A 24,420-nucleotide genomic window follows, 5' to 3' on the forward strand; every position below is an offset into this window, starting at 1 on the left:
CTCGTTTGGATTCAGATGAGCTGGATCACAGCAGCGTCAACTGCTCCTCGCCCCGGTCCTCCTCCTTGAGCAAGGCGCCGGAGACAGGCAGGGAGCGGGCACGATACCGGGCGGCATTGACGATGGCAGTGCGATCCAGCGGCAGCACTTTCTCCACCCGGTATTTGGGCTTCAACGTCATGACATTGACGCCCTGGGTGCTCCTGGTGGTCTTGGGGTTTAGGCTGGCGGTGTGGAAGACCACACACCGCCCCTCGGTGGAGATCACCGCCGCCTCAAAGTCCTCGATGAGCAGGAAGGCAGCCACCAGGGGGGCCTTGTCGGAATAGGCGCCTGTGAGCTTCTTGCGGCGGGTCTGAGTTTGATAGGCGGACAGCTCCACCCGCGCGGCCTTGCCGTTGTCGAAGAAGAACAGTAGCTGGCCGGAGTAGTCCCCTGGAATACAGGCCCAGACTGCCCGCTCCTCCGGGTCCATCCCCAGCTTGGTGGGAAGATAGTCCCCTAACACGCTGGCCTTGGTGTCATCAAAGTCGGACAGGCGGGTCTTGTAGCACTGCTGCCGGTCGGTAAAGACCAGCAGCTCGTCCCGGTTGGAGGCCTCCCATTGGAGATATGGGCCGTCCCCTTCCTTGTATTTCTGCTCGCTGGACATCCGCAGGGACTGGGGAGTGATCTTCTTCAGATAGCCCTCCTGAGAGAAGAACAGGTGGACGGGGTAGTCAGGGATCTCCTCCTCCACCGCCATCACCTCATCTGCCTCATGGTCAAAGACGATGTCGGTCCGCCGAGGGACGGCGTACTTTTTCTTTACCTCCTCCAGCTCCCCAATGATGAGAGTCTGGATCCGCTTGGGGGAGTTGACAGTGTCCTCCAGGTCGGCGATCTCGTCAGAGAGTGTGTCCACCTCCTGGGTGCGTTTGAGGATGTACTCCTTGTTGATGTTACGCAGACGGATATCGGCCACATACTCCGCCTGTACCTGGTCGATGCCAAAGCCGATCATCAGGTTTGGGACGACCTCGGCGTCCTCCTCAGTGTCCCGGATGATCTGAATAGCCCGGTCGATATCCAAAAGGATACGCCGCAGACCCTTCAACAGGTGCAGCTTCTCCTTTTTCTTGTTCATGGCGTAGTATACCCGCCGGCGGACCGAGTCCATGCGCCAGGCGGTCCACTCCTCCAGGATCTCCCGCACCCCCATGACCCGTGGCATCCCGGCGATGAGGATATTGAAGTTGCAGGACTGGCTGTCCAGCAGGGGGGTGAAGCGGAAAAGCTTGGCCATCAGCTTGTCCGGATCAGCTCCCCGCTTTAAATCGATAGTCAGCTTTAGTCCGGACAGGTCGGTTTCGTCCCGCATATCGGCGATCTCCTTCACCTTACCGGCCTTGACCAGCTCGGTGACCTTGTCCATGATGGCCTCTGAGGTGGTGGAGTAGGGAATTTCGTAAATTTCGATCAGGTTCTCCGCCTTGTTATAGCGCCATTTGGACCTCACCTTAAAGGAGCCCCGGCCAGTGCGGTAGATCTCACCCAGAGCCGCCTCGTCATAGAGCAGCTCACCCCCCGTAGGCAGGTCAGGGGCTTTCAGGGTGGACATGATATCGTGGTCCGGGTTTTTCAAAAAGGCGATGGTGGTGTCGCACACCTCGCCCAGATTGAAGCCGCACAGGTTGGAGGCCATACCCACGGCGATGCCCTGGTTGGCGGAAACCAGCACGTTGGGGAAGGTAGTGGGTAGTAAGGTGGGCTCCTTCAGCTTGCCGTCGTAGTTGTCTACAAAGTCCACGGTGTCCTGGTCGATGTCTCGAAACAGCTCGGCGCAGATGGGGTCCAGCCGCACCTCGGTATACCGGCTGGCGGCCCAGGCCATATCCCGGGAGTAGACCTTGCCGAAGTTGCCCTTGCTGTCCACCAGGGGGTGGAGCAGGGCTCCATAGCCCCTGGATAGGCGGACCATGGTGTCATAGATGGCCGCATCCCCGTGGGGATTCAGCTTCATCGTCTGCCCCACCACGTTGGCGCTCTTGGTCCGGGCGCCGCCCAGCAGATGCATCTGGTACATGGTGTACAGCAGCTTCCGGTGGGAGGGCTTGAAGCCGTCGATCTCCGGGATGGCACGGGATACGATGACAGACATGGCGTAGGGCATATAGTTGACTTCCAAAGTCTGAGTGATGGGCTGTTCCAACACCTCGGCCCGCAGACCCATGACGTTGGGATTATTTACTTTTTTTGCCCCCTCATCGGGGACTTTCTTTTTCGCCATTGGTATCAGTCCTATCTTACACTCTTGTCAAGAGGATATTGTGATTGGGAGTTGGAACGCTTCCCGGCCGCCTGCCGCACTGGGATCAGGCTGGCCAGACAGAGGAGAAAAAAGCTCAAAATTTGAGCCAATAGAATAAGATCCTGATCAAACCGAAGGATGTTCCACAGAAGAAACCCCAGGGGGGCCAGGGCAGCGTTGGTCAGAAACAGGATGCCAAGTACCCGGCACCAGCGCCGCCGTATATCCTCGGGCACAGCTTGGGCAGCCTGGGTGGCGGGGAGGCGCTGTGAAACTAGGCAGTGGTGACCAAGCAGAGCGGAAGCAGCTGTGATACAGCCGTCCAGGACAGGCAGCATGGGAAACCCGTCCCAGAAAACGAGAAAGGGAAAGAGCCCGGCGGCCAGAGCGACGACCAGGGAGTGGGACGAACGGTTCATCGTTTATCTACCTCCTTTGGCGTGTATCTCAAGCCAAAGGGGGTGGCGGCTAGACCGCCTTTGCCTGTTTCCCGCAGGGTGTGTGGGAGGGACTGGCCCACCTCACGCATAGCGTCCAGCACTTGGTCGGGAGGCACCCGGCTCTCAATACCCGCCAGGGCCATCTGGGCGGCAGACAGGGCGTCCATAGCCCCGATGACGTTGCGCTTAACACAAGGGACCTCCACCAGCCCGCCCACCGGATCACATACTAGTCCCAGCAGGTTCTTCACCGCCATGGCGCAGGCGTTTGCCATCTGCTCCGGGGTCCCGCCCTGAAGGTGGACCAGGGCGGGGGCGGCCATGGCGGCCGCGGAACCGATTTCTGCCTGACAGCCGCCCTCCGCCCCGGAGATGGAGGCTCGGGCGGCGATGACCATGCCAAAGCCGGAGGCCACATACAGAGACTCTACCAGCCTGTCCGCTCCCGCTTGAAACTGTCTGGCATAGGGGAGCAGGACAGCGGGAAGTACCCCGCATGCCCCGGCGGTGGGGGCGGCCACGATGCGCTTCATACAGGCGTTGCACTCCCCCATACGCAGGGCTCCGGCCATCACATCAGACAGGAAGGGGCCGCAGAGGGGTTTGCCTGCCCGAATATAGCGGGCCATTTTGCCCCCGTCGCCGCCGGACAGTCCGCTGTGGGAGCGGTCCGTTTCCTGATAGCTTCTGTCCGCGTCCTCCATGGCCTGAAGCATGACGGCCATTTTGTCCCAGGACTGTTGTGGGGAGATGCCCTGACGCTGACAGTCTGCCTGACGGATTGCGTCCCAGAGAGGGAGACCGGAAGAACTGGTCTCCTCCAGCATCTGTTGGATAGAAGTAAACTCAATCATTGACGTTCCTCCGACTCAGGCGTATATCGGGTGACCCGCAGGATACCGGGCAGCGCGCGGACCGCCTGGGCAGCCTCCTTAGGAATGGGCTGGTCGCATTCGATGACCATGACTGCGCTACCACCCCGCCCACCCCGGTTGAGCTGAAGGGTGGCCACGTTGATGCCCCGCTGTGCCAGCGCTCCGGTGACTTGGCTGACGCAGCCGGGCTGGTCGGAGTTGTGGACCACCAGGGTAGGCAGGGCCCCGGTAAAGGAGGTGTCCAGCCCGTCCACCTGGAACACCAGGATGCGGCCGCCGCCGGGGGAGGAGGCACCTACTTCCAGTTGTCCCCCTTGGTCCCCCTCCAGACGGATCAGGACGCTGTTGGGGTGGACGTCCCGGAGGTCCCGGGTGGAGAAGGTGAAGGACAGGCCCCGCTCCTCCGCCAGGGCAAAGCTGCCCGGCACTCGGTCGTCGTCCGGGGACAGCCCCAGCAGGCCGGCGATGAGGGCCTGGTGGGTGCCGTGCCCCTCGCCGGTAGAGGCGAAGGAGCCGTGGAGAAACAGCTCGGCCCTCACGGGCTCCTGACCTAACAGTGACCGTGCCATCCGCCCGATGCGTACCGCTCCGGCGGTGTGGGAGCTGGAGGGGCCCACCATGACAGGCCCCAGGATGTCAAACAGGTTCATAGATGATTCCTCCGCTATGAGGTGGCGTGGGAAAGACAGAACAGAATAAGAAGCGGGGTAGATGTTTCGGAAAGAGCCGGAATAAAATACCCAAGCCGTTTAGAAAGACGGCGGCGGTTTTCTGGAGTGTCATCCGCCGTTCTTCGCCAGATATATGCCGCCATTGTTCAAAATAGCAGGGTGCTTGAACAGCGGTGTCAGCTTTGGATAATAGGATGCCCAATAGGAGCAGCCAGATACAAATGATGGCAGCACTCAATGGGATTGCCTCATTTTCTGATACTGCGCCCGCCTCCGCATATCCAGAAAGGCTTAGGAGATATCCGCCAGCTCCAAATATTTATGCCCATTGTCCGCAATGTGACTTTTCCGGCCCGCCAGGTCGTCGCCCAACAGCAGATCAAAGATATAGGCGGTGCGCTCCACATCTTCGGGCATGACCTTGATAAGCCGCCTGGTCTCTGGGTTCATGGTGGTCAGCCACATCATGTCAGGCTCGTTCTCGCCAAGGCCCTTGGAACGCTGGACTTCGCACTTTTTCCCCTCCAAAGAGGCCACAATGTCATTTTTCTCCTTGTCAGAATAGGCAAACCAGGTTTTTTCCTTACATGTGATCTCGTACAGGGGAGATTCGGCGATGTACACATACCCCTCCTGGATGAGGGTGGGGGTGAGGCGGTACAGCATGGTAAGGATCAGGGTCCTGATCTGGAAGCCATCCACATCGGCATCGGTACAGATGACGACCTTGTTCCATCGCAGGGCAGACAGGTCAAAGGCCGCCATGTCCTTGGCGTGCCTGTCCTTTACCTCCACGCCGCAGCCCAGCACCTTCAGCAGGTCGGTGATAATCTCACTTTTGAAGATCTTGCCATAGTCGGCTTTCAGGCAGTTGAGGATCTTGCCCCGGACCGGCATGATCCCCTGATACTCGGCGTCCCGGCTCATCTTGACGCTGCCCATGGCGGAGTCGCCCTCCACGATATACAGCTCCCGCTTGGAGATGTCCTTGGTGCGGCAGTCCACGAATTTCTGTACTCGGTTGGCCAGGTCCATGGTGCCGGTCAGCTTCTTTTTGATGTTCAGCCGGGTCTTTTCCGCGTTCTCTCGGGCCCGCTTGTTGATAAGCACCTGTTCACCGATCTTCTGGGCCTCCTGAGGGTTTTCAATGAAGTAGACCTCCAGCTGGGACCGGAGAAAGTCGGTCATGGCCTCCTGGACAAATTTGTTGTTGATAGCTTTCTTGGTCTGGTTTTCGTAGCTGGTCTGGGTAGAGAAGTCATTGGAGACCAGTACCAGGGCGTCCTGGATGTCGTTAAAGGTGATCTTGCTCTCACTCTTGGTATATTTGTTCTGCCCCTTCAGCCAGCCGTCGATAGCGGAGACAAAGGCGGAGCGCACCGCCTTGTCCGGGGAGCCGCCGTACTCCAGCCAGGAGGAGTTGTGGTAATGCTCGATGACCTGGACCCGATTGGAAAAACAGAAGGACACGGAAAGCTTCACCTTGTACTCCGGCTTGTCGGCCCGGTCCCGGCCTTTTCGCTCCGTCTGCCAGAACACAGGCTGGGTCAGTGCATCCTCCCCCACCAGCTCTGACACATAATCCTGGATTCCGTTGTCATATCGGAAGTCGGTAGTCTCGAACCTGCCGCCCACCTGGTTTTTGAAGCGGAAGGTGACGCCGGCGTTGACCACCGCCTGACGCTTCATGGTGTCCAGATAGTAGTCCACGGGAACATTGATGTCGGTGAACACCTCCAGGTCGGGCTTCCAGCGGAAGGTGGAGCCGGTCTTCCGGCCCCGGTCAGTGGGCTCCTTTTTCAGCCCGCCAATATTTTCCCCCTTTTCAAAGTGGAGGGTGTATTTGAAGCCGTCCCGCCAGATGACAGCGTCAAAATATTCGCTGGCGTACTGAGTGGCGCAGGCGCCCAGGCCATTGAGGCCCAGGGAATATTCGTAGTTGTCCCCATCAAGGTTGTTGTATTTGCCGCCGGCATACAGCTCGCAGAAGACCAGCTCCCAGTTGAACTTCTGCTCTGTCTCGTTCCAGTCCACCGGGCAGCCCCGGCCCTGGTCCTCCACCTGGATCGAGCCATCCTCAAACCGGGTGACCGTGATAAGGTCGCCGTGGCCCTCCCGGGCCTCGTCGATGGCGTTGGACATGATCTCAAAAACGGCGTGCTCGCAGCCCTCCAGCCCATCGGAGCCAAAGATAACACTGGGGCGTTTACGCACCCGGTCGGCCCCCTTCAGGGAGGAAATGGATTGGTTGCCGTAACTGTTATTTTTCTGGGCCATAGTATTCTGTTCCTCACATTTCAAAGCCCGCCGGTTGTGCCGGCGTCTGGGATTTCATTTTTATAGAAAAGGACGCAATCATAAACTATATATAATATTACCAAAAATTGCGGTGGAAAGTCAAGGAAAGGGGAGGTCATCCTGTGCTCCGGGTGCATAAAGGACATAAGAACGCCAAAGACTGTGAGAAAGGGGGATGGGTATGGAGTGTTTTCAGGTCATCGAGTCGGGAGAGGGCATCGAAGGACGTATCTTGCGAGCACTCTCTCGGAGAGGCGGTATGACAGAGCGGTATGCGGCGCTGGAGCACCCGGCCCTGCTGGTGGTATCACCCCAGGCGGCGGCCGAAGGCGCCGAGCTCCCAGGCGCCTGTCGGACCATCCTGCTGCCAGGGGACGCGGGAAGGATGCTGGAGGGGCTTCGGGCGGCGAGCGCGGTGAGCTATGGAAGCTCGCCCCGGGACAGCCTGACCATTTCCAGCCGGGAGGGGGACAGGCTGTGGGCTGCCCTCCAGCGGGAACTGGTGACCCTGGGCGGCCAGGTGGTGGAGCGGCAGGAGTTTCCGCTGCCTCTGGGACCAGACGGGAGAGCCATGTCCGACCTGGCGGTGGCCGGCGCGCTGCTGCTGCTGGGCGTGCCTCCGGAAGAACTAGAGGGAGAGGATCGGGGCGAGTGGCTCTGACGCAATTTTTTCTTTTGCCAAACAAACCCAGCCAAAATTCTGCATATCTGACCTGTTCCAGCAGATACTATGCCTGTCACAGTAAATTGAACCGCAGGAGGCAAAATCATAGATGAAAGCGACTGGAATCGTGCGCCGGATCGACGACCTGGGCCGCGTTGTCATACCCAAGGAGATCCGCCGCACCATGAGGATCCGCGAAGGCGACCCGCTGGAGATCTACACAGATAAGGATGGCGGAGTGATCTTCAAAAAATACTCCCTGATGGGCGGGCTGGTGGACTTTGCTGGCCAGCTGTGTGAGACCTTGAACCGGACCACGGGCCGGGTGACAGTCATCACCGACCGGGACAGCTGTATCGCGGTAGCCGGGGCACCCAAGCGCGAGCTGATGGAAAAGCAGGTATCCTCTGAACTGGAACGGCTCATGGAGGGGCGGCAGATCTACCAGCACAAGGGGGGAGAGGCGCCGCTGCCCCTGTGTACCGGAGAAGATAAATTCTGCCTGGACACCGTGGCCCCCATTCTTTCAGAGGGGGACGTGCTGGGCAGCGTAGTCTTTGTCGGCCGGCCGGAGGAGCTGGAGGGCGGCGAGGTGGAATACAAGCTGGCCCAATCCATCGCCGGCTTCCTTGGCCGCCATATGGAGGGATAAGGAAAACCGGGAGCGAGAAGCTCCCGGTTTTTTGCGCCTGTCCGATAGAAAAAGAGGGGTTACAACCCGGCCCGGAAGAAATTCAGAGCGTTTTGGTACATGATCTTCTGGACCAGAGTGGGGGGGATGCGCCGTCCGGTCAGATAGTCCCACAGTCCCGCCTCCTTAATGGGGCTGTCCAGACAGGGGGGCAGGTCGGCTCCGTCGAAGTCAGAGCCTAGAGCCAGACAGTTGTCCGCGCCAAGGTCCAGAAAGTGGGCCACATGGCGGTACAGATCTTCCAGGCCGGCGGGGCAGCCGTCAGAGCGAAGGAAGGGAGAGTAGTAGTTCAGCCCGATCAGACACCCGCGGGCGGCCATCTCCCTAATCTGCCAGTCAGTGAGGTTGCGCCGGTGACCGCACACCGACCGGGCGTTGGAGTGGCTGGCCACAAAGGGCTTTTCCGAAATATCCAGCAGGTCTTCAAAGCCCTGGTCGTTCAGATGGGAAACATCCACCAGAATGCCCTGCCGCTCCAACTCCTGAACGGCGGCCTTCCCAAAGGAGGACAGGCCCCGGTCCGTCTCATGGCCGGAGCCCAGCTCGTTTTCTCCGTTCCAGGTGAGGGTCATCATCCGCACTCCGTCCCGGGCCAGCCGCTCTATGCGCTCCAGCCGTCCACCCAGGGCTGCTCCATTCTCCACAGTGAGGATAACCGCCGCCTTTCCACAGTCCCAGGCCCGGCAGATATCGTCGGCGGTGCGGCAGGGAAGGACCTGGGAGGACAGGCAGCCCATCTGGCGGATAAAACTGCGCTGATGGAAGGCGTAGTAGCCCTCGGCCTCCTTTGGGGTCAGACCGTCGGGGATAAAGATGGCGCAGCACTGGCACCAGCTTACCCCCTGGGGAATCTTGGACAGGGCAAAGGAGGAGAGGGGGTCGTCCAGCGTGTCCCGGCAGCGGGTGGGGTCCATAAACGCGGTGAGAGTGTCACAGTGAAGGTCGAACACGGCAGAAGCGGGCATGGGGAACCTCCTTTTGTTTTTTTCATTCTATGCGTGGGACCTGGAGTTATTCTGCTTAGAGACCCGCTTGGGGTTGGAGGGGAACCAGCCCTTAGCCACCCGTTTTTCCTGCTGCTTCAGCTCCAAGATGCTCCAAAGACAGCTGCAACCCAGCACCCCCAGGGCAGAGGCGCCTATGGAGTTGTCTACCAGCAGACTGCACCCAAGAAAAACCAGTCCGGCCAACAGAAAGAAGGGCCAACATCGGGCGGACCAGTGGTACTCGGCACGAATGACAATAGGGTGGAACAGGCCGATACAGGCAAAGCACAATACAGCGGTGATGATACCTTCCAGATTCATATCGATCGATTCACCCCGGCTTTTTCATGGTTAGGCTGATCCGCTTTTTCTTCTCGTCTACCTCCAGGACCCAAACGGTGACGATATCCCCTACGGTGAGCAGTTCGGAGGGGTGCTTCACTCGCCGGGGCAGCTTAGAGATGTGGACCAGGCCATCCTGATGTACACCGATATCCACAAAGACGCCGAAATCAATAACGTTGCGCACGGTGCCCTGAAGCTCCATGCCCGGCTTTAGGTCTTTGGCCTCCATAACATCAGTGCGGAGGATGGGGGGCGGCAGCTCGTCCCGTGGGTCCCGGCCCGGCTTCATCAGCTCTTTGATGATGTCGGACAGGGTAGGAAGTCCTGCTCCGCATCTCTCTGCCAGTTGGGCAAGCCCGATGGCCTCCGCCCTGGCCTTCAATTCCGACAGTTCCCCTGCCTTCACGTCGTCCAGCGTATAGCCGCACTTCGCCAGCAGCTTTTCCGCGGCTCCATAGCTCTCCGGATGGACGCCGGTGTTGTCCAGCACGCTGCCGCTCTCCGGCACCCGGAGAAAGCCGGCGCACTGCTCAAAGGCCTTGGGGCCCAGCTTTGGCACCTTCAAAAGCTGCTTCCGGGCGGTAAAGGGGCCATTTTCTTCCCGGTAGGCCACTAGATTCTTGGCGGTGGCGGCGGTCAGGCCGGACACCCGCTGGAGCAGGGAGGGGGAGGCGGTATTGGCGTCCACTCCCACCGCGTTGACACAGTCCTCCACCACACCGTCCAACGTTTCACCCAGCCTGGCCTGGGGCATGTCGTGCTGGTACTGGCCTACGCCGATGGCCTTGGGGTCGATCTTCACCAGCTCGGCCAGGGGGTCCTGGAGCCGCCGGGCAATGGATACGGCGCTGCGCAGGTTTACATCGAACTGGGGAAACTCCTCGGCGGCCAGTTTGCTGGCCGAGTAGACGGAGGCCCCCGCCTCGCTGACAATCATGTAGGACACTCCACCGCCTATCTTTTTGATGAGCTCTACCGTCATCTGCTCGGTTTCACGGCTGGCGGTACCGTTTCCGATGGCGATATGCTCCACCCCATATCTCTTGATGAGAGCGGCCAGCTTGGCGATGCACTCCTGCTTCTGCCGCTCCCCGTGGGTGGGATAGACCACCGCCGTGTCCAGCACTTTTCCGGTGCCGTCCACCACCGCCACCTTGCAGCCCATCCGGTAGCCAGGATCCAGCCCCATGGTGACCTTGCCCTTGACTGGGGGCTGCATGAGTAATGGCTTCAAATTTAGGGCAAACATATGGATGGCTCCCTCGTTGGCCTGGTCAGAGAGGGTACTGCGGATCTCCCGCTCCATAGAGGGCTGGATGAGTCGGTCGTAGGCGTCGTCCGCCGCGTTGCGGACGAACTCCATAGCGGCGGCCCCAGGGACAGTGAGGCGGCGGACAGCGACATGGGCGGTCTCCGGGTCCAGTTCCACCGATACCTTCAAAATACCCTCCCGCTCTCCACGGTTGACGGCCAGCACCTGATAGCCTTGGAGGCGCCCTACGGGACACTTAAAGTCATAATAAAGCCGGTACACACTGTCCTCCGGCTCCTTGTCCGCCGCCCGTGAGACCAGCACGCCCCGTCGGAGATACAGGTCCCGGAGCTCCTTGCGGATCTCCGCATCGTCCGAGATAAGCTCGGCGATGATGTCGCTTGCCCCCTGAAGGGCGTCCTCCAAAGTTTCCACGCCTTTCTCCGGATCGACAAAATCCGCCGCCGCCTCCTCCGGTGTCACGGCAGGCCCTTTGCCAAACAGCAGCAGAGCCAGGGGCTCCAGCCCCCGTTCTCTGGCTGCGGTGGCCCGGGTGCGCCGCTTCTGCTTATAGGGGCGGTAAAGGTCCTCCACCTCGGCCAGAGTTATAGTCCCGTCAATGGCGGCCGCCAGGTCTTCGGTGAGCTTGCCCTGGTTCTCGATAGATGCCTTTACCTCCGACTTTCTGGCTTCCAGATTGCGCAAATACTGGAGCCGGTCCGCTAATTGGCGGAGCAGCTGGTCGTCCATGGAGCCGTGGAGCTCCTTTCGATACCGGGCGATAAAGGGGATGGTGGCCCCCTCGTCGATAAGGTTGACCACATTTTTTATGTGTGCTTCGCTGCGGCCCAGCTCACGGGCTAGGGCCTGAATGATAGCGTCCATAGCATTCTCCTTGGTGAAAAATTTGGGGGTGGCGGGGCGTTATGGCTGGAGCGTCGATTTGTAATAGGTCCCAAAATCGGCCAGGGCGTCGATGATGGGCAGCATCTCTTTTCCCAGCTCGGTTAGGCCATACTCCACCCGCGGGGGCATGGTCTGATAGTCACGGCGATAGGCGAGGCCGTCATCGATCATCTGACGCAGGCTGTCGGTCAGCACCTTCTGGGAGATCCCGTCCAGATCCCGCTGCAGCTCGTTGAAGCGCCACGGGCGCGCCTTCAAATCTCGCAGGATCAGCAGCTTCCACTTCCCGCCGATTAAGGACACCGCGGTGGCCACTGGACAGGCCGGAAGTTCCTCCTTCGTTTTCATGGCGATACACCTCCGGACACAGTATAGCACATCGTTTTTCGCGTGTACAGTTATAAAAAGGTGCGTACTTGTAGCCGAGTATGCGGTGGCTGTACACTAAAGGCACGCAAGGCGACTTGCGAACAAGATTTGGAGGTCAAAACCATGACAAACTACACGAAAATCAACATTGGGACTGAGGACCGCGCCGAACTACATGATAAGCTGGGCCTGACCGGCGCGGAGGTCAGCGTCAACCGGCTCCCCGCTGGGGCGGGGGTGCCCTTTGTACATTCCCACAGGCGAAACGAGGAGATCTACGGTATCCTGGCGGGAGCGGGCAGGGCGGTCATCGACGGAGAGAACGTCTCCCTCGCCGCTGGGGACTGGCTGCGGGTCGCCCCGGCTGCCAAACGACAGTTCTCCGCGGCGGAGGATTCCGGCGTCACCTATGTCTGCATTCAAGTCAAGGAGGGCTCCCTGGGCGGTTTCACAGCGGAGGACGCCGTCGTGCACTGAATCAAAGAAGCGGTCAAGGTGGCACAGGGACTGCCCTGACCGCCCCCTTGACGGGAAGTGATGCGCCTGTGGGCATCCAGTATGGCGCAACAACTCGGCACGCCACAAGTCCTGCTTTCCTTTTCTAAGACGCTGTGCTATAATATTCCCGCCTCAGGTGCCCGGTTTCCGGGAGAATAGGGAAGAGATGTATGTCCACGGTCACGCCGCTGTGAGAGGGGAGCCCACCCCCGATGTGCCGCCGGCATCTGCCGGGAAGGCGGGGGAGCGGGTGGAGAGCCTTGAGTCAGAAGACCTGCCTGGGAGCTTGCTTGCCCGCGCCGCGAGTGACGGCAAGGGCGGAAGGAAAATATTATGAGAAACAGGAAAACCCTGCTGGCGGCCGCAGCGCTGATGATCGTCGCCGCCCTCATGGCCGGTCTCTGGTACTTCACCAGGCCCCAGACCCAGGTGGGCGACAAGACTGTGGTGGTGGAGGTGGTCCACGGGGACGAGAGCGCTAAGGAGTTTACTTACCACACTGACGCCGAGTATCTGGGTCAGGTGCTGGTCGAGGAAAAGCTTGTGAAGGGCGAGAGCAGCCAGTTCGGCTTATATATTACTACAGTAGACGGGGAGACCGCCCAGGAGAGTGAGAACCAGTGGTGGCGCGTCACCCAGGACGGCGAGATGGTGAACACCGGAGTGGACACCACCCCGGTCCAGGACGGCGACCACTTTGAGCTGACTTTGTCTACCTATTGACCATGGGAGAGAGGAGACCCCTCAACGGGGCGAAAAAAGTGGTGCTCTGTGGACTGATGGCCTCCACGCTGACAGTGTTGAAGATGGTCCTGTCCCCTCTGCCCAACATCGAGCCGGTCTCCCTGCTCATCCTGGTGTACGCTCTTGTTTTTGGAAGGCAAGTCCTCTCGATCATCCTTCCCTTTGTGGTGGTAGAGGGACTGCTGTACGGCTTCAACCCTATGTGGTGGTTAGGCTATCTCTATGTCTGGCCCCTGTGGGGCCTGATCTGTACCAAGCTACCTCCGGGCCGCCCGCTGTTACTCGCAATGGCAAGCGGCACCTTTGGACTGGCCTTCGGGGCGCTGATGTCGGTCCCCTATTGGGTCACCGGCGGCCCCTGGGCGGCCCTGTCCTGGTGGATATCCGGTATCCCGGCGGACCTGCTCCACTGTGGGGGAAATTTTGTCCTGGCCCTGGTGTTGGCCGACCCGCTGTATCAGGTCCTGTGTAAGTTGCGGGACAAAGTGTTCCGCTGAATCATGCCGAAGAAGGAGAACGACCATGGAGGAACAGATCAAAAGGCTTCAGGAGTGGATCGACGGGAGCGAGTCCATTGTCTTTTTCGGCGGGGCTGGAGTGTCCACCGAGAGCGGCATTCCTGACTTCCGAAGCGTAGACGGCCTATATAACCAGAAGTATGATTATCCCCCGGAGGAGATCTTGAGCCGCACCTTCTTTGACCGAAGGCCGGAGGAGTTTTACCGCTTCTACCGGGACAAAATGCTCTGCCTGGATGCCCGGCCCAATACGGCCCACCAGAAGCTGGCCCAGCTGGAGCGAGTGGGTAAGCTCCGCTCAGTGGTCACCCAGAACATTGACGGGCTGCACCAGATGGCCGGGTCAAAGCGGGTGTGGGAGCTGCATGGCTCGGTCCACCGGAATTTCTGTATGCGCTGTAAAAAGCCCTATCCCGTGGAATTTATCCGTGACAGCCAGGGGGTACCCACCTGTTCCTGTGGGGGGACGGTGAAGCCTGATGTGGTCCTCTATGAGGAGTCGCTGGACAGCCGGGTGCTGGAGGGAGCTCTGGCCGATATCCAGCAGGCGGACCTGCTCATCATAGGGGGCACTTCGCTGGCGGTCTACCCGGCGGCCAGTCTGGTGAACTACTACCGGGGAGACCGGCTGGTCCTCATTAACAAGAGCCCCACGCCATACGACAGGCGGGCGGACCTGGCCATCGCCGGACCCATTGGAAGGATATTGGAACAGATACAGGCAGAAGGATAGAGCACAGAGGGGGCGGGCCTTGGGCCCGCCCCCTCTGTGTTCAATGTGATATCTCAATGGCGCTGGTGGGGCAGCTCTCGGCGGCCTCCTGGACCTGGCCTTCCCACTCTGGCAGGATCTCGTCCCGGGCGGCGGCCACCCCCTCGTCCGTCATAAGAAAGGCGGTGGGGCAGATACCGGTGCACAGGCCGCAGCCGATACAGTTTTCATTTACATGGGCGGTCATACAGGCTCCTCCTTATCATAGAGTTTCCATAGTATGGCGCTATCCCCGTGTTTTATTCTTGATTTGCCTGAAGATCGATTCAAAGAATCCATCATCTTAGCAGCGTATTTGGCCCCTGTGAACAGATCCCTCTGCCTGCATAGACGCAATATCTTTACGGAGGGCGTGGCCTCCAAGGGAAAAAATTTTGCCATTTGCCGAAAAAACAGGGACGGGGAGAGAAAATTTGTGGATTTCACGGCGGATTTTCCTTGACGGGAGGGAGAGAAAATGCTATAATCTCAACTTGCGGTGGTAGGGGCTATTGCGCCCTTTTACCCGATGACTGCTTCTGAAACAGGAGGGAGGAGGGCACCGGAATGCTGAGTGAACTGAACAGCGCCGATAAGGTGGCAGGGGCCAAGCAGGTCAAGCGCGCCCTCAACGACGGGCGGGCTAAAAAGCTGTTCCTGGCCGCCGACGCAGACCCCCGGGTCACCGAGCCGCTGGCGAGGCTGGCCAAAGAAAAGGAAGTCCCGGTGGAGGAGGTCTCCACCATGAAAGAGCTGGGCGCCGCCTGCTCCATTGCAGTGGGCAGTGCAGTGGCTGTCCTGCTGTGATTTGATTTTAATGGAATAAGATTTCCTTATTCTGTTAAAATATATTACGCCCCCTCAGGGGCAGATTTTCAGAAAGGAGGAAAACCATGCCTACTTTTAACCAACTGGTACGCAAGGGACGCCAGCAGGTGACTTACAAGTCCACCTCTCCCGCCCTGCAGCACGGTCTGAACACCCTGAAGAACAAGAGCACTGATCTGCCTTCTCCCCAGAAGAGAGGTGTGTGCACCGCGGTCCGTACTTCTACTCCTAAGAAGCCGAACTCCGCTCTGCGTAAGATCGCCCGTGTGCGTCTGACCAACGGCTACGAGGTCACCGCCTATATCCCCGGTGTTGGCCACAACCTGCAGGAGCACTCCGTGGTCATGATCCGCGGCGGCCGTGTCAAGGACCTTCCCGGTGTGCGTTACCACATCATCCGCGGCACTCTGGATACCCAGGGCGTCAACGGCCGTATGCAGGCCCGTTCCAAGTACGGCGCCAAGCGTCCCAAGGCCGGCAAGAAGTAAGAGGGTTACTTCACACTGAAATTGCATTGTGCGTTTGCGCAAGGCAACCCCGCCTTGCCGAGCGTTTACCTATATATTGTTAGGCAGACCTCGGACAGGCATTACACGGATCGTTTGCGAAACGGTTCGAGTACCTATGATTTCTAATTTTATAAGAAGGAGGGAAGCAAAGTGCCCAGAAGAGGAAATGTACCCAAGCGGGAGGTTCTGCCTGATCCGCTTTACAACTCCGTCCTGGTTACCAAGCTCACCAACAGCATCATGCTGGATGGCAAGAAGGGCGTGGCTCAGAAGGTGGTCTACGGCGCCTTTGACATCATCAAGGAGAAGACCGAGAAGGACCCCATGGAGGTCTACACCCAGGCTCTCGAGAACATCATGCCCTCCCTGGAGGTCAAGGCCCGCCGTGTAGGCGGCGCTACCTACCAGGTGCCCATCGAGGTCCGGCCTGAGCGTCGTCAGACCCTGGGTCTGCGGTGGCTGACCGCCTATGCCCGCAACCGCGGCGAGAAGACCATGAAGGAGCGGCTGGCCGGCGAGATTATGGACGCTGCCAACAACACCGGCGGCGCCGTGAAGAAGCGTGAGGACACCCACAAGATGGCCGAGTCCAACAAGGCTTTCGCTCACTATCGCTGGTAATCTAAGAGGAGACAAAGTATGCCTAGAAAAGTTTCTTTGGAGAATACCCGCAATATTGGTATCATGGCCCACATTGACGCGGGTAAGACTACCACTACCGAGCGTATTCTCTACTACACCGGCGTCAACTACAAAATTGGCGAGACCCATGAGGGTACCGCCACCATGGACTGGATGGCCCAGGAGCAGGAGCGCGGCATTACCATCACCTCCGCCGCCACCACCTGCTACTGGAAGGGAACCAAGGATCAGTTCCCCCAGACTCGTATCAACATCATCGACACCCCGGGCCACGTGGACTTCACCGTGGAGGTGGAGCGCTCCCTGCGCGTGCTGGACGGCTCTGTGACCGTCATGTGCGCCAAGGGTGGTGTGGAGCCTCAGTCTGAGACTGTCTGGCGCCAGGCCGACCATTATAAGGTCCCCCGTATGATCTACGTCAACAAGATGGACATTATGGGCGCCGACTTCTACAACGTGCTCAACATGATCCACGACCGTCTGAAGTGCAACGCCGTGCCCATCCAGCTCCCCATCGGCAAGGAGGAGACCTTCAAGGGCATCATCGACCTGGTGGAGATGAAGGCTGACGTCTACTACGACGAGGTAGGCAAGGATATGCGGGTGGAGGAGATCCCCGACGATATGATGGAGCTGGCCCAGGAGTACCGCACCAAGCTGCTGGACTCTTGTGCCGACATTGATGAGGAGATCATGGAACTTGTCCTGGAGGAGCAGCCTGTTCCTGAGGATATGATCCGTCGCGCCATCCGTAAGGGCACCATCGATAACCTGATGGTCCCCGTGGTGTGCGGCACCTCCTACAAAAACAAGGGTGTGCAGAAGCTGCTGGATGCCATTGTGGACTATATGCCCTCTCCCATCGACATCCCCGCCATTAAAGGTGTCAACCCTGATACTGAGGAGGAGGATGAGCGTCCCGCTGACGACAACGCCCCCTTCTCCGCTCTGGCCTTCAAGATCGCCACCGATCCCTTTGTGGGCCGCCTGTCCTTTGTGCGTGTTTACTCCGGCGTGCTGAACACCGGCACCACCGTTTTGAATTCCACTAAGAGGCAGAAAGAGCGCATTGGCCGCATCCTGCAGATGCACGCCAACCACCGGGAGGACATTGAGTGCTGCTACTCCGGCGACATCGCCGCCGTGATCGGCCTGAAGAATTCCACCACCGGCGACACCCTCTGCGACGAGAAGGCTCCCATCATTCTGGAGTCCATGGAGTTCCCCGAACCCGTGATTCGTGTGGCTATTGAGCCCAAGACCAAGGCCGGTCAGGAGAAGATGGGCATTGCCCTGATGAAGCTGGCCGAGGAGGACCCCACCTTCAAGACCTACACCGACGAGGAGACCGGCCAGACTATTATCGCCGGTATGGGCGAGCTCCATCTGGAGATCATCGTGGACCGTCTGCTCCGGGAGTACAAGGTGGAAGCCAATGTAGGCGCTCCCCAGGTGGCCTATAAGGAGACCATCAAGAAGAGCGTGGAGCAGGATACCAAGTATGCCCGTCAGTCCGGCGGTAAGGGCCAGTACGGCCACGTCCGCATCACGGTGGAGCCCAACGAGTCCGGCAAGGGCTATGAGTTCCTGAACGAGATCACCGGCGGCGTCATCCCCAAGGAGTATATCCCCGCCGTTGACGCTGGTATCCAGGGAGCCATGCAGGCCGGTGTTCTGGCCGGCTACCCGGTAGTGGATGTGAAGGTACACCTGACCTTCGGCTCCTACCACGAGGTGGACTCCTCTGAGATGGCATTTAAGATTGCCGGCTCCATGGCCTTCAAAGAGGCCTGCCGCAAGGCCACACCCATTCTGCTGGAGCCCATCATGAAGGTTTCCGTCATCGTGCCCGACGACTATTTGGGCAATGTCATCGGTGACCTGAACAGCCGCCGCGGCCAGATCCAGGGCCAGGAGAGCCGTCCCGGCGCCACCCAGATCGACGCCCTGGTGCCTCTGGCCAATATGTTTGGCTATGCTACCGACCTGCGTTCCAGCACCCAGGGCCGTGGCCAGTACTCTATGGAGCCCCACAGCTATGTGGAGATCCCCAAGAGCATCGCCGACAAGATCATTGCCGAGCGCGGCCGCAACACCCAGGATTAATTCCGGGTGTGTTGGAAAATAGGGTTGCATTTGCGCTCAGAATAGGATAAAATGTCCCTGATGCGATGGAACCCACGCAAGTTACGTCTATAACTGTAATATAAGGAGGAAATTCCAATGGCTAAGGCAAAATTTGAGCGTACTAAGCCCCATGTAAACATCGGCACCATCGGTCACGTTGACCACGGCAAGACCACCCTGACTGCCGCCATCACCAAGTACCTGGCTCTGCAGGGCAAGGCCCAGTATGAGGATTACTCCAGCATCGACAAGGCTCCTGAGGAGCGCGAGCGCGGCATCACCATCAACACTGCCCACGTGGAGTATGAGACTGACAAGCGTCACTACGCCCACGTCGACTGCCCCGGCCACGCCGACTATATCAAGAACATGATCACCGGCGCTGCTCAGATGGACGGCGCTATCCTGGTTATTGCCGCTACCGACGGCCCCATGGCTCAGACCAAGGAGCACATCCTGCTGGCCCGTCAGGTAGGCGTGCCCGCTATTGTTGTCTTCCTGAACAAGTGTGACCAGGTGGACGACGAGGAGCTGCTGGAGCTGGTGGAGATGGAGGTCCGTGAGACCCTGTCCTCCTATGAGTTCCCCGGCGATGAGATCCCCATCATTAAGGGTTCCGCTCTGAACGCTCTGACCTGCGAGTCTGGCGATGTGAATGATCCCGACTTCGCCTGCATCAAGGAGCTGATGGATGCTGTCGACGAGTATATCCCCACTCCTCCCCGTGATGACTCTCTGCCCTTCCTGATGCCCGTCGAGGACGTGTTCACCATCTCCGGCCGCGGCACCGTGGCTACCGGCCGTGTGGAGCGTGGCCAGCTGAAGGCCGGCGAGACCGTCGAGATCGTGGGCCTGTCCGAGGAGAAGAAGAGCACCGTGGTCACCTCCATGGAGATGTTCCGCAAGACTCTGGACTTCATCGAGGCTGGCGACAACGCTGGCTGCCTGCTGCGCGGTATCGCTAAGACCGACATCGAGCGTGGCCAGGTGCTGTGCAAGCCCGGCTCCATCCATCCCCACACCAAGTTCAAGGGCCAGGTTTACGTCCTGTCCAAGGACGAGGGCGGCCGTCACACCCCCTTCTTCAACAACTACCGGCCCCAGTTCTACTTCCGTACCACCGACGTGACCGGCATTATCACTCTGCCCGAGGGCACTGAGATGTGCATGCCCGGCGACAACGTGGACATGGACGTGGAGCTGATCACCCCCATCGCCATCGAGCAGGGCCTGCGTTTCGCCATCCGTGAGGGCGGCCGTACCGTGGGTTCCGGCGTCGTCATCGGCATCAACGAGTAAGTTTCCTATCAAAAGAGCGGACTTCTGAAGAGGCCCGCTCTTTTTCTATTATGAAGCAGGAGGCGAGCGGTGTGGAATATAACTACGAAAAAGTGGCCCAGTCCCTGAGGCTGATGTATGTAGGCAATATAATTATAATTGCCAGTATTCTATGTACGATCCTTGCGTGGATTATCCCGCCCTTGGTATTTTTAGTGTCAATGGCGGTCTTGGGGGGGACGGTCATTTCGTTAGTGGGCCTGGTGAAGCTGCGCAGTGAGCACCGGGCATATAGGAACGCAGTAATCACTCTGGTCATCGTGTTTGTAGTCGGCCTGTTCGCCAATGATGAAACAATATTCGGTGCCCTGATGAGCATGGCCCAGGATATCTGCAACCTGCTCATGACTTACTTTGTAATTAAGGGGACCAATGCGGTTTTACAGTCAAGGGGCGCTGCCGGCCAGATGGAGCTGGGAAAAAGGGCATGGAGATGGCAGCTCATTTCCTTTGGGGCAGCGTTCCTGTCCGGGGGGATTACGCTGTTGTGCCTGCTGCTTTCTGGCAGTCTCTTGGATTCTCCGTCACTCATCTTGCCCTTAATCTCGGTGTTTGCAAGTTTGGCAATATCCCTGGTGGCGTTGGTGTATTATCTGCGTTATCTCAAGCAGAGCAGCGAATTTCTCATCTGACCTGGTTTGGGGGCGTTTGACCTGAGGGGAGAACGCCCCCATTATTCGTATGGATGGATAGGACGTTGAAAGCTCCCACAATATTTTTTCAAGAGGGGGGTTGACAAGGGGACGGGGAGCGGCTATAATAATTCCAACAATTAGACAGCGGTAAACCTTTGAGAAAGAGGAGTAGCCGGTGCAGCAAACCTGAAGAGAGTCCCGGAGGGTGAGATCGGGGCGGGGAGCGGCCGAGTGAATGGACTTTCGAGGGCGGCTTGAACGGGAGACCTAGTAGATGCCGACGGGGACCCACCCGTTATCCATCGGGCACGCGTGATGGCGCGTGAAGCGAGCGGACGTGCAAACGTCAATTTGGGTGGTATCGCAGGAGTACAGCTCTTGTCCCATATTATGTGGGATAGGGGGCTGTTTTTTTATACTCTGAAACAAAGGCCGCCGGCAACGGCCCCTCCATCACCCACCCAAACCAATCTAAGCCCAAACCGGGCAAATAATGGAGGTAAATACCATGAAAAAGAACAGCACTTTGAAGAAGCTCCTGGCTGCGGCCCTGTCCCTGTCCCTGGCGCTGACCCTGGCCGCCTGCACAGGAGCCGGAAATGACTCCGGCAGCTCTGGCGCTTCCAGTTCTGATGGGACCGCCGCGGGAGGAAGTTCCGCCTCTGCTGCAAAGACGGAGTATAAGATCGGCTTGGTCAAGTATATGGACCACGCCTCTCTGGATCAGATCGAGAAGAACGTCCAGAAGGAGCTGGATGCCAAGAGCGCCGAGCTGGGAGTGACCTTCAATTACGCCGACTATACCTATAATGGGCAGGGGGACGGCACCACACTCAATCAGATCGCCGCCCAACTGGTGGCTGACGGGGTAGATGTGGTCGTGCCCATCGCTACGCCGGCCGCCCAGGTGATGCAGTCTGTAGTCACCGATGAGGACATCCCAATCATCTTCGCTGCGGTGTCCGATCCTGTCACCGCTAATCTGGTCCAGGACATGGACGCTCCTGGCGGTACCATCACCGGTGTCAGCGACGCCCTGAACACCGAGATGATCATGAAGATGATGCTGGCCGTAGACCCCGACATCCAGACCGTGGGCCTGCTCTACTCCAAGTCTGAGGATTCCTCCAAGAAGCCTATCGAGGAGGCTAAGGCCTTCCTGGATGCCAGCGGTATCTCCTATGTGGAAAAAACCGGCACCAATACTGACGAGGTCAACTCCGCTGTGGACGCCTTGATCAGCGCCGGTGTGGAGGCCATCTTCACCCCAACGGATAACACCGTGATGCAGGCCGAACTGTCTATTTTTGAGAAGCTGAACGAGGCTAAGATCCCTCACTATACCGGTGCCAACTCTTTCGCCCTGAATGGCGCTTTCTTTGGGTACGGCGTTGACTATGACGATCTGGGGGCCGAGACCGCCGATATGGTGGTGGACCTGCTGGTGAACGGGGCTGACCCCGCCACCACTCCTGTGGTCATCCTGGCCCACGAAGCGGCCACCATCAACACAGAAACCTGTGAGGCCATCGGTCTGAGCCTAGATGATGTGAAGGCTGCCTTTGCCACCCTTGGTATCGGCGTGGTGGAGATTACCACCGCCCAGAGCTTCAGCTGAGTCCATTCTGTAAAACCTCGGTCTGGGGACGCCGCACTGGGCGGCGTCCCCAGTACCGCCATAAGGAGGAATCCCTGTGCCCGCTATTTTATCCCTGCCAGCCCTCCAGACTGCACTAGAGGTGGGGGCGATCTACTCCCTGGTGGCCATGGCCCTGTTCATTAGCTTCTCGATTCTTAATATTGCCGACCTGTCCACAGATGGCTGCTATACTCTGGGGTTTGCCGTAGGGGCAACTGTCACTTTGGCCGGGCATCCCCTGCTGGCCCTGCCCGCCGCCATGCTGGCTGGAGCCTGCTCCGGCTTTGTCACCGCCTTTCTCCAGACCAAGCTTGGGGTGGAGAGCATCCTGGCCGGCATCATCGTCAACACAGGGCTGTACACCGTCAACCTGGCGGTGATGGGCTGGTCCTCCAACCTGTCTATCTACGGCAGTGATTCCCTATTTACGCTGTGCAAGGAGCTTTTTCCCTGGGAGTGGTGGGCTAAGTGGCATGAGCTGGTGGTGCTGGCGGTGATCCTTCTGGTGGCCGCCCTGTTGGTAGTCCTTTTTTTTCGCACCCGGCTGGGCCTGTCTATCCGGGCCACAGGGGACAACGCGGACATGGTCCGGGCTTCCTCCATCAACCCCTCCTTTACCATTACTGTGGGACTGTGTCTGTCCAATTCCTTCACAGGGCTGGCGGGCTGCCTGATTGGACTTCTAAACAAGAGCTGTGACATCAATTTGGGTACCGGAATGGTGACAGTTGCCCTGGCCTCCCTGATCATCGGGGAAAGCTTAATGGGTCGGGGCTCCATTCCCCGCCGGGTGTTCGGAGTCATTCTGGGGGCCTGTCTGTACCGCATCATCATCGCCGTCGCTATCAGTACCAGCATCGTGCCTACCGAGGGCTTCAAGCTGGTGTCTGCCCTGATTGTGGCCGTGGCCATCGCCGCCCCACAGGGAAGAAAGCTGATCGCGCTGCAGCGGCAGAAGCTGGCTGCCAGAAAGAGAGGGGGCGGAGTCAAATGCTGAAGCTGGACCACATCTCCAAGACCTTCAATCCAGGAACGCTGAATGAGAAGAAGGCCTTAGACCAGGTGGACCTCCACCTGGAGCGGGGAGACTTCGTCACCATCGTAGGCTCCAACGGGGCGGGAAAGTCCACCCTGTTTAACGCCATCGCCGGCAGCTTTCTCGTGGATAGCGGCTGCATCCTCGTGGACGGCCAGGATATCACTTTTATGGCCGAGCACAAGCGATCCAAGCATATTGGACGGCTGTTCCAGGACCCCATGCGGGGGACTGCGCCCCACATGACGATTGAAGAAAACCTGACCCTGGCCGCCGGGAGCGGTGGCTGGTTCGCCCCCCTGACACAGAAGGACAAACAGCGATTCCGGGACCAGCTGGCTCTGCTGGATATGGGATTGGAGGACCGAATCAAGCAGCCGGTGGGGCTGTTGTCCGGCGGACAGCGCCAGGCCCTGACCCTGCTCATGGCTACCATGAATCCGCCATGGCTTCTCTTATTGGATGAGCACACCGCCGCCCTGGATCCTGCCACGGCGGAGAAGGTGTTGAAGATCACACGGGAGGTGGTGGCGGAAAACAGGATCACCACCCTGATGGTCACCCACAATATGCAGCAGGCACTGGAGCTGGGCAATCGCACCCTGATGATGGACTCCGGCCGCGTCGTGCTGGACATCCAGGGGGAGGAGCGGAAGGGAATGACAGTGTCTGACCTGCTGGCACGCTTCAAGGCAGGGGTGGGCAGGGGCCTGGACAACGACCGTATTTTGCTCTCCTGAGAGGGCAGATTTCACAGTTTTTTTACAGACTTTTGCCTCAATCTGTGCTATCCTGTCCATAGAGATATAGGGGGCCTCCCCGCCGGAAAGGATTGAGAGTATTGAATGTGATATCTCTGCTGACACCAAAGACAAACGTGGCCTGGCTCTATGAGGACTGGACCATCCGCCAGGGGCTGGAGAAGCTCCGTTTCCACGGCTATACCGCTATCCCAGTGCTGGCCAAGGATGGGAGCTATGTGGGTACAGTCAGCGAGGGGGATTTCCTCTGGTGCCTGTTGGACCAGGGGAGCGGGGATATCCAAACTCAGGAGAAGCAGCCCCTCCGCAGGGTAATCCGCCCCGGCTTCAATCCGGCGGTACGCATCGATGTGGCCCTGGAGGAACTGGTGGAGCGCGCTCTGCGCCAGAGCTTTATCCCCGTGGTGGACGACCGAGGCGCTTTTGTGGGCATTGTGACCCGCCAAAATATCATCAAAAGACTTACTGTCCTGAACGTGGAGCAGCCCGCTGCCCATACGTAACAGGATCTGCTGCTGAACCTTCACAGGGCCGCCACAGATGTGGCGGCCCCAAATTTTTTCTTTTGTGGTGAGATTTTTACCGCCTCTGGCGGATATTACTGAAT

At 58.9% G+C, this 24,420-nt stretch carries 26 protein-coding genes and 1 riboswitch; of the genes, 16 read left to right on the forward strand and 10 right to left on the reverse strand.

From position 1 onward, the window contains the following. Nucleotides 1–25 precede the first annotated feature (25 nt). The 5 genes from MCG44_RS04955 to MCG44_RS04975 all read right to left on the reverse strand — a co-directional run bounded on the left by MCG44_RS04955 (nt 26) and on the right by MCG44_RS04975 (nt 6,553). Nucleotides 26–2,269: a DNA gyrase subunit A gene (locus MCG44_RS04955; RefSeq protein ID WP_147570692.1), complete on the reverse strand. Its 2,244-nt coding sequence runs from the start codon at nt 2,267–2,269 to the stop codon at nt 26–28. 11 nt (nt 2,270–2,280) lie between these two features. Next, nucleotides 2,281–2,709, reverse strand: coding sequence for a hypothetical protein (locus MCG44_RS04960; RefSeq protein WP_240287108.1), 429 nt, complete (start codon nt 2,707–2,709; stop codon nt 2,281–2,283). Then, the gene (gene sdaAA, locus MCG44_RS04965) at nt 2,706–3,581 is read right to left on the reverse strand and encodes an L-serine ammonia-lyase, iron-sulfur-dependent, subunit alpha (RefSeq protein WP_412531151.1); all 876 of its coding nucleotides are present in this window, start codon (nt 3,579–3,581) and stop codon (nt 2,706–2,708) included. Before sdaAA ends, MCG44_RS04960 begins: the two co-directional genes overlap by 4 nt. Further along, on the reverse strand, nt 3,581–4,255 hold the full coding sequence (gene sdaAB / locus MCG44_RS04970) for an L-serine ammonia-lyase, iron-sulfur-dependent subunit beta (RefSeq protein WP_147570690.1): 675 nt from the start codon (nt 4,253–4,255) through the stop codon (nt 3,581–3,583). The genes sdaAA and sdaAB overlap by 1 nt, the downstream gene beginning before the upstream one ends. Before the next feature lie 312 nt (nt 4,256–4,567). After that, nucleotides 4,568–6,553, reverse strand: a complete 1,986-nt coding sequence (locus tag MCG44_RS04975) for a DNA gyrase/topoisomerase IV subunit B (RefSeq protein WP_147570689.1) — start codon at nt 6,551–6,553, stop codon at nt 4,568–4,570. 202 nt (nt 6,554–6,755) lie between these two features. Between MCG44_RS04975 and MCG44_RS04980 the strand changes: the two genes are divergently transcribed. After that, nucleotides 6,756–7,235 carry a hypothetical protein gene (locus tag MCG44_RS04980; protein ID WP_240287110.1) on the forward strand — a complete coding sequence of 160 codons (480 nt, stop codon included), beginning with the start codon at nt 6,756–6,758 and terminating at the stop codon, nt 7,233–7,235. A 112-nt stretch (nt 7,236–7,347) separates the two neighbouring features. Next, nucleotides 7,348–7,890: a stage V sporulation T C-terminal domain-containing protein gene (locus tag MCG44_RS04985; RefSeq protein WP_186852711.1), complete on the forward strand. Its 543-nt coding sequence runs from the start codon at nt 7,348–7,350 to the stop codon at nt 7,888–7,890. Nucleotides 7,891–7,949: 59 nt separating this feature from the next. Here MCG44_RS04985 and MCG44_RS04990 read toward each other — a convergent pair whose 3' ends face one another. Genes MCG44_RS04990 through MCG44_RS05005 form a run of 4 tightly spaced genes read right to left on the reverse strand, consistent with a single transcriptional unit; the run spans nt 7,950 to nt 11,766 of the window. Next, complete coding sequence (locus MCG44_RS04990; protein ID WP_240287111.1) at nt 7,950–8,894, reverse strand: dipeptidase; 945 nt, start codon at nt 8,892–8,894, stop codon at nt 7,950–7,952. A gap of 27 nt (nt 8,895–8,921) precedes the next feature. Next, the gene (locus MCG44_RS04995; protein WP_147570671.1) at nt 8,922–9,236 is read right to left on the reverse strand and encodes a DUF4491 family protein; all 315 of its coding nucleotides are present in this window, start codon (nt 9,234–9,236) and stop codon (nt 8,922–8,924) included. A gap of 10 nt (nt 9,237–9,246) precedes the next feature. Continuing rightward, complete coding sequence (locus MCG44_RS05000) at nt 9,247–11,397, reverse strand: Tex family protein (protein WP_240287112.1); 2,151 nt, start codon at nt 11,395–11,397, stop codon at nt 9,247–9,249. A gap of 39 nt (nt 11,398–11,436) precedes the next feature. Then, nucleotides 11,437–11,766, reverse strand: coding sequence for a winged helix-turn-helix transcriptional regulator (locus MCG44_RS05005; RefSeq protein ID WP_240287113.1), 330 nt, complete (start codon nt 11,764–11,766; stop codon nt 11,437–11,439). A 144-nt stretch (nt 11,767–11,910) separates the two neighbouring features. Here MCG44_RS05005 and MCG44_RS05010 point away from each other — a divergent pair, with 144 nt between their 5' ends. The 4 genes from MCG44_RS05010 (at nt 11,911) to MCG44_RS05025 (ending at nt 14,280) form a co-directional block, all read left to right on the forward strand. After that, nucleotides 11,911–12,264 (forward strand): cupin domain-containing protein, encoded by a 354-nt coding sequence (locus MCG44_RS05010; RefSeq protein ID WP_240287115.1) that lies wholly within the window; start codon nt 11,911–11,913, stop codon nt 12,262–12,264. A 138-nt stretch (nt 12,265–12,402) separates the two neighbouring features. Next, nucleotides 12,403–12,582: riboswitch (cobalamin riboswitch) on the forward strand. Between the two features lie 36 nt (nt 12,583–12,618). Continuing rightward, nucleotides 12,619–13,008 (forward strand): DUF4430 domain-containing protein, encoded by a 390-nt coding sequence (locus tag MCG44_RS05015; RefSeq protein WP_186852707.1) that lies wholly within the window; start codon nt 12,619–12,621, stop codon nt 13,006–13,008. Between the two features lie 2 nt (nt 13,009–13,010). Next, complete coding sequence (locus tag MCG44_RS05020) at nt 13,011–13,526, forward strand: hypothetical protein (protein WP_186852706.1); 516 nt, start codon at nt 13,011–13,013, stop codon at nt 13,524–13,526. 25 nt (nt 13,527–13,551) lie between these two features. After that, nucleotides 13,552–14,280, forward strand: coding sequence for an NAD-dependent protein deacylase (locus MCG44_RS05025; protein WP_240287117.1), 729 nt, complete (start codon nt 13,552–13,554; stop codon nt 14,278–14,280). A 40-nt stretch (nt 14,281–14,320) separates the two neighbouring features. Here the strand turns inward: MCG44_RS05025 and MCG44_RS05030 are convergent, their stop codons facing one another. Beyond that, entirely contained in the window at nt 14,321–14,506 is a 186-nt protein-coding gene (locus MCG44_RS05030) for a ferredoxin (protein ID WP_147570664.1), read from the reverse strand. Between the two features lie 359 nt (nt 14,507–14,865). On the opposite strand from MCG44_RS05030, the gene MCG44_RS05035 reads away from it, so the two are divergent. The 10 genes from MCG44_RS05035 to MCG44_RS05080 all read left to right on the forward strand — a co-directional run bounded on the left by MCG44_RS05035 (nt 14,866) and on the right by MCG44_RS05080 (nt 24,316). Beyond that, nucleotides 14,866–15,105, forward strand: coding sequence for a L7Ae/L30e/S12e/Gadd45 family ribosomal protein (locus MCG44_RS05035; RefSeq protein ID WP_147570663.1), 240 nt, complete (start codon nt 14,866–14,868; stop codon nt 15,103–15,105). 86 nt (nt 15,106–15,191) lie between these two features. Then, a complete protein-coding gene (rpsL, locus tag MCG44_RS05040; protein ID WP_147570662.1) occupies nt 15,192–15,614 on the forward strand; it encodes a 30S ribosomal protein S12 in 423 nt (140 codons plus the stop codon). Nucleotides 15,615–15,785: 171 nt separating this feature from the next. Continuing rightward, nucleotides 15,786–16,256 carry a 30S ribosomal protein S7 gene (rpsG, locus tag MCG44_RS05045; RefSeq protein ID WP_147570661.1) on the forward strand — a complete coding sequence of 157 codons (471 nt, stop codon included), beginning with the start codon at nt 15,786–15,788 and terminating at the stop codon, nt 16,254–16,256. Nucleotides 16,257–16,274: 18 nt separating this feature from the next. Further along, complete coding sequence (fusA, locus tag MCG44_RS05050; RefSeq protein ID WP_147570660.1) at nt 16,275–18,383, forward strand: elongation factor G; 2,109 nt, start codon at nt 16,275–16,277, stop codon at nt 18,381–18,383. 117 nt (nt 18,384–18,500) lie between these two features. After that, a complete protein-coding gene (gene tuf, locus MCG44_RS05055; protein ID WP_147570659.1) occupies nt 18,501–19,703 on the forward strand; it encodes an elongation factor Tu in 1,203 nt (400 codons plus the stop codon). Between the two features lie 71 nt (nt 19,704–19,774). Then, a complete protein-coding gene (locus tag MCG44_RS05060) occupies nt 19,775–20,374 on the forward strand; it encodes a hypothetical protein (protein ID WP_240287119.1) in 600 nt (199 codons plus the stop codon). Nucleotides 20,375–20,885: 511 nt separating this feature from the next. Next, the gene (locus MCG44_RS05065; protein ID WP_147570657.1) at nt 20,886–21,995 is read left to right on the forward strand and encodes an ABC transporter substrate-binding protein; all 1,110 of its coding nucleotides are present in this window, start codon (nt 20,886–20,888) and stop codon (nt 21,993–21,995) included. Between the two features lie 76 nt (nt 21,996–22,071). Continuing rightward, on the forward strand, nt 22,072–23,013 hold the full coding sequence (locus MCG44_RS05070) for an ABC transporter permease (protein WP_240287121.1): 942 nt from the start codon (nt 22,072–22,074) through the stop codon (nt 23,011–23,013). Next, nucleotides 23,007–23,792: an ABC transporter ATP-binding protein gene (locus MCG44_RS05075; protein ID WP_147570655.1), complete on the forward strand. Its 786-nt coding sequence runs from the start codon at nt 23,007–23,009 to the stop codon at nt 23,790–23,792. The genes MCG44_RS05070 and MCG44_RS05075 overlap by 7 nt, the downstream gene beginning before the upstream one ends. A gap of 107 nt (nt 23,793–23,899) precedes the next feature. Next, on the forward strand, nt 23,900–24,316 hold the full coding sequence (locus MCG44_RS05080; protein ID WP_240287123.1) for a CBS domain-containing protein: 417 nt from the start codon (nt 23,900–23,902) through the stop codon (nt 24,314–24,316). The last annotated feature ends 104 nt before the right edge of the window (nt 24,317–24,420 follow it).

This window comes from Lawsonibacter sp. OA9 (assembly GCF_022440585.1).

Bases quoted from the DNA above. Each gene is read 5' to 3' on its own strand.
- MCG44_RS04955 (WP_147570692.1), bottom strand. From the start codon at position 2,269: ATGGCGAAAAAGAAAGTCCCCGATGAGGGGGCAAAAAAAGTAAATAAT.
- MCG44_RS04960 (WP_240287108.1), bottom strand. From the start codon at position 2,709: ATGAACCGTTCGTCCCACTCCCTGGTCGTCGCTCTGGCCGCCGGGCTC.
- sdaAB (WP_147570690.1), bottom strand. From the start codon at position 4,255: ATGAACCTGTTTGACATCCTGGGGCCTGTCATGGTGGGCCCCTCCAGC.
- MCG44_RS04975 (WP_147570689.1), bottom strand. From the start codon at position 6,553: ATGGCCCAGAAAAATAACAGTTACGGCAACCAATCCATTTCCTCCCTG.
- MCG44_RS04980 (WP_240287110.1), top strand. From the start codon at position 6,756: ATGGAGTGTTTTCAGGTCATCGAGTCGGGAGAGGGCATCGAAGGACGT.
- MCG44_RS04985 (WP_186852711.1), top strand. From the start codon at position 7,348: ATGAAAGCGACTGGAATCGTGCGCCGGATCGACGACCTGGGCCGCGTT.
- MCG44_RS04990 (WP_240287111.1), bottom strand. From the start codon at position 8,894: ATGCCCGCTTCTGCCGTGTTCGACCTTCACTGTGACACTCTCACCGCG.
- MCG44_RS04995 (WP_147570671.1), bottom strand. From the start codon at position 9,236: ATGAATCTGGAAGGTATCATCACCGCTGTATTGTGCTTTGCCTGTATC.
- MCG44_RS05000 (WP_240287112.1), bottom strand. From the start codon at position 11,397: ATGGACGCTATCATTCAGGCCCTAGCCCGTGAGCTGGGCCGCAGCGAA.
- MCG44_RS05005 (WP_240287113.1), bottom strand. From the start codon at position 11,766: ATGAAAACGAAGGAGGAACTTCCGGCCTGTCCAGTGGCCACCGCGGTG.
- MCG44_RS05010 (WP_240287115.1), top strand. From the start codon at position 11,911: ATGACAAACTACACGAAAATCAACATTGGGACTGAGGACCGCGCCGAA.
- MCG44_RS05015 (WP_186852707.1), top strand. From the start codon at position 12,619: ATGAGAAACAGGAAAACCCTGCTGGCGGCCGCAGCGCTGATGATCGTC.
- MCG44_RS05020 (WP_186852706.1), top strand. From the start codon at position 13,011: ATGGGAGAGAGGAGACCCCTCAACGGGGCGAAAAAAGTGGTGCTCTGT.
- MCG44_RS05025 (WP_240287117.1), top strand. From the start codon at position 13,552: ATGGAGGAACAGATCAAAAGGCTTCAGGAGTGGATCGACGGGAGCGAG.
- MCG44_RS05030 (WP_147570664.1), bottom strand. From the start codon at position 14,506: ATGACCGCCCATGTAAATGAAAACTGTATCGGCTGCGGCCTGTGCACC.
- MCG44_RS05035 (WP_147570663.1), top strand. From the start codon at position 14,866: ATGCTGAGTGAACTGAACAGCGCCGATAAGGTGGCAGGGGCCAAGCAG.
- rpsL (WP_147570662.1), top strand. From the start codon at position 15,192: ATGCCTACTTTTAACCAACTGGTACGCAAGGGACGCCAGCAGGTGACT.
- fusA (WP_147570660.1), top strand. From the start codon at position 16,275: ATGCCTAGAAAAGTTTCTTTGGAGAATACCCGCAATATTGGTATCATG.
- tuf (WP_147570659.1), top strand. From the start codon at position 18,501: ATGGCTAAGGCAAAATTTGAGCGTACTAAGCCCCATGTAAACATCGGC.
- MCG44_RS05065 (WP_147570657.1), top strand. From the start codon at position 20,886: ATGAAAAAGAACAGCACTTTGAAGAAGCTCCTGGCTGCGGCCCTGTCC.
- MCG44_RS05075 (WP_147570655.1), top strand. From the start codon at position 23,007: ATGCTGAAGCTGGACCACATCTCCAAGACCTTCAATCCAGGAACGCTG.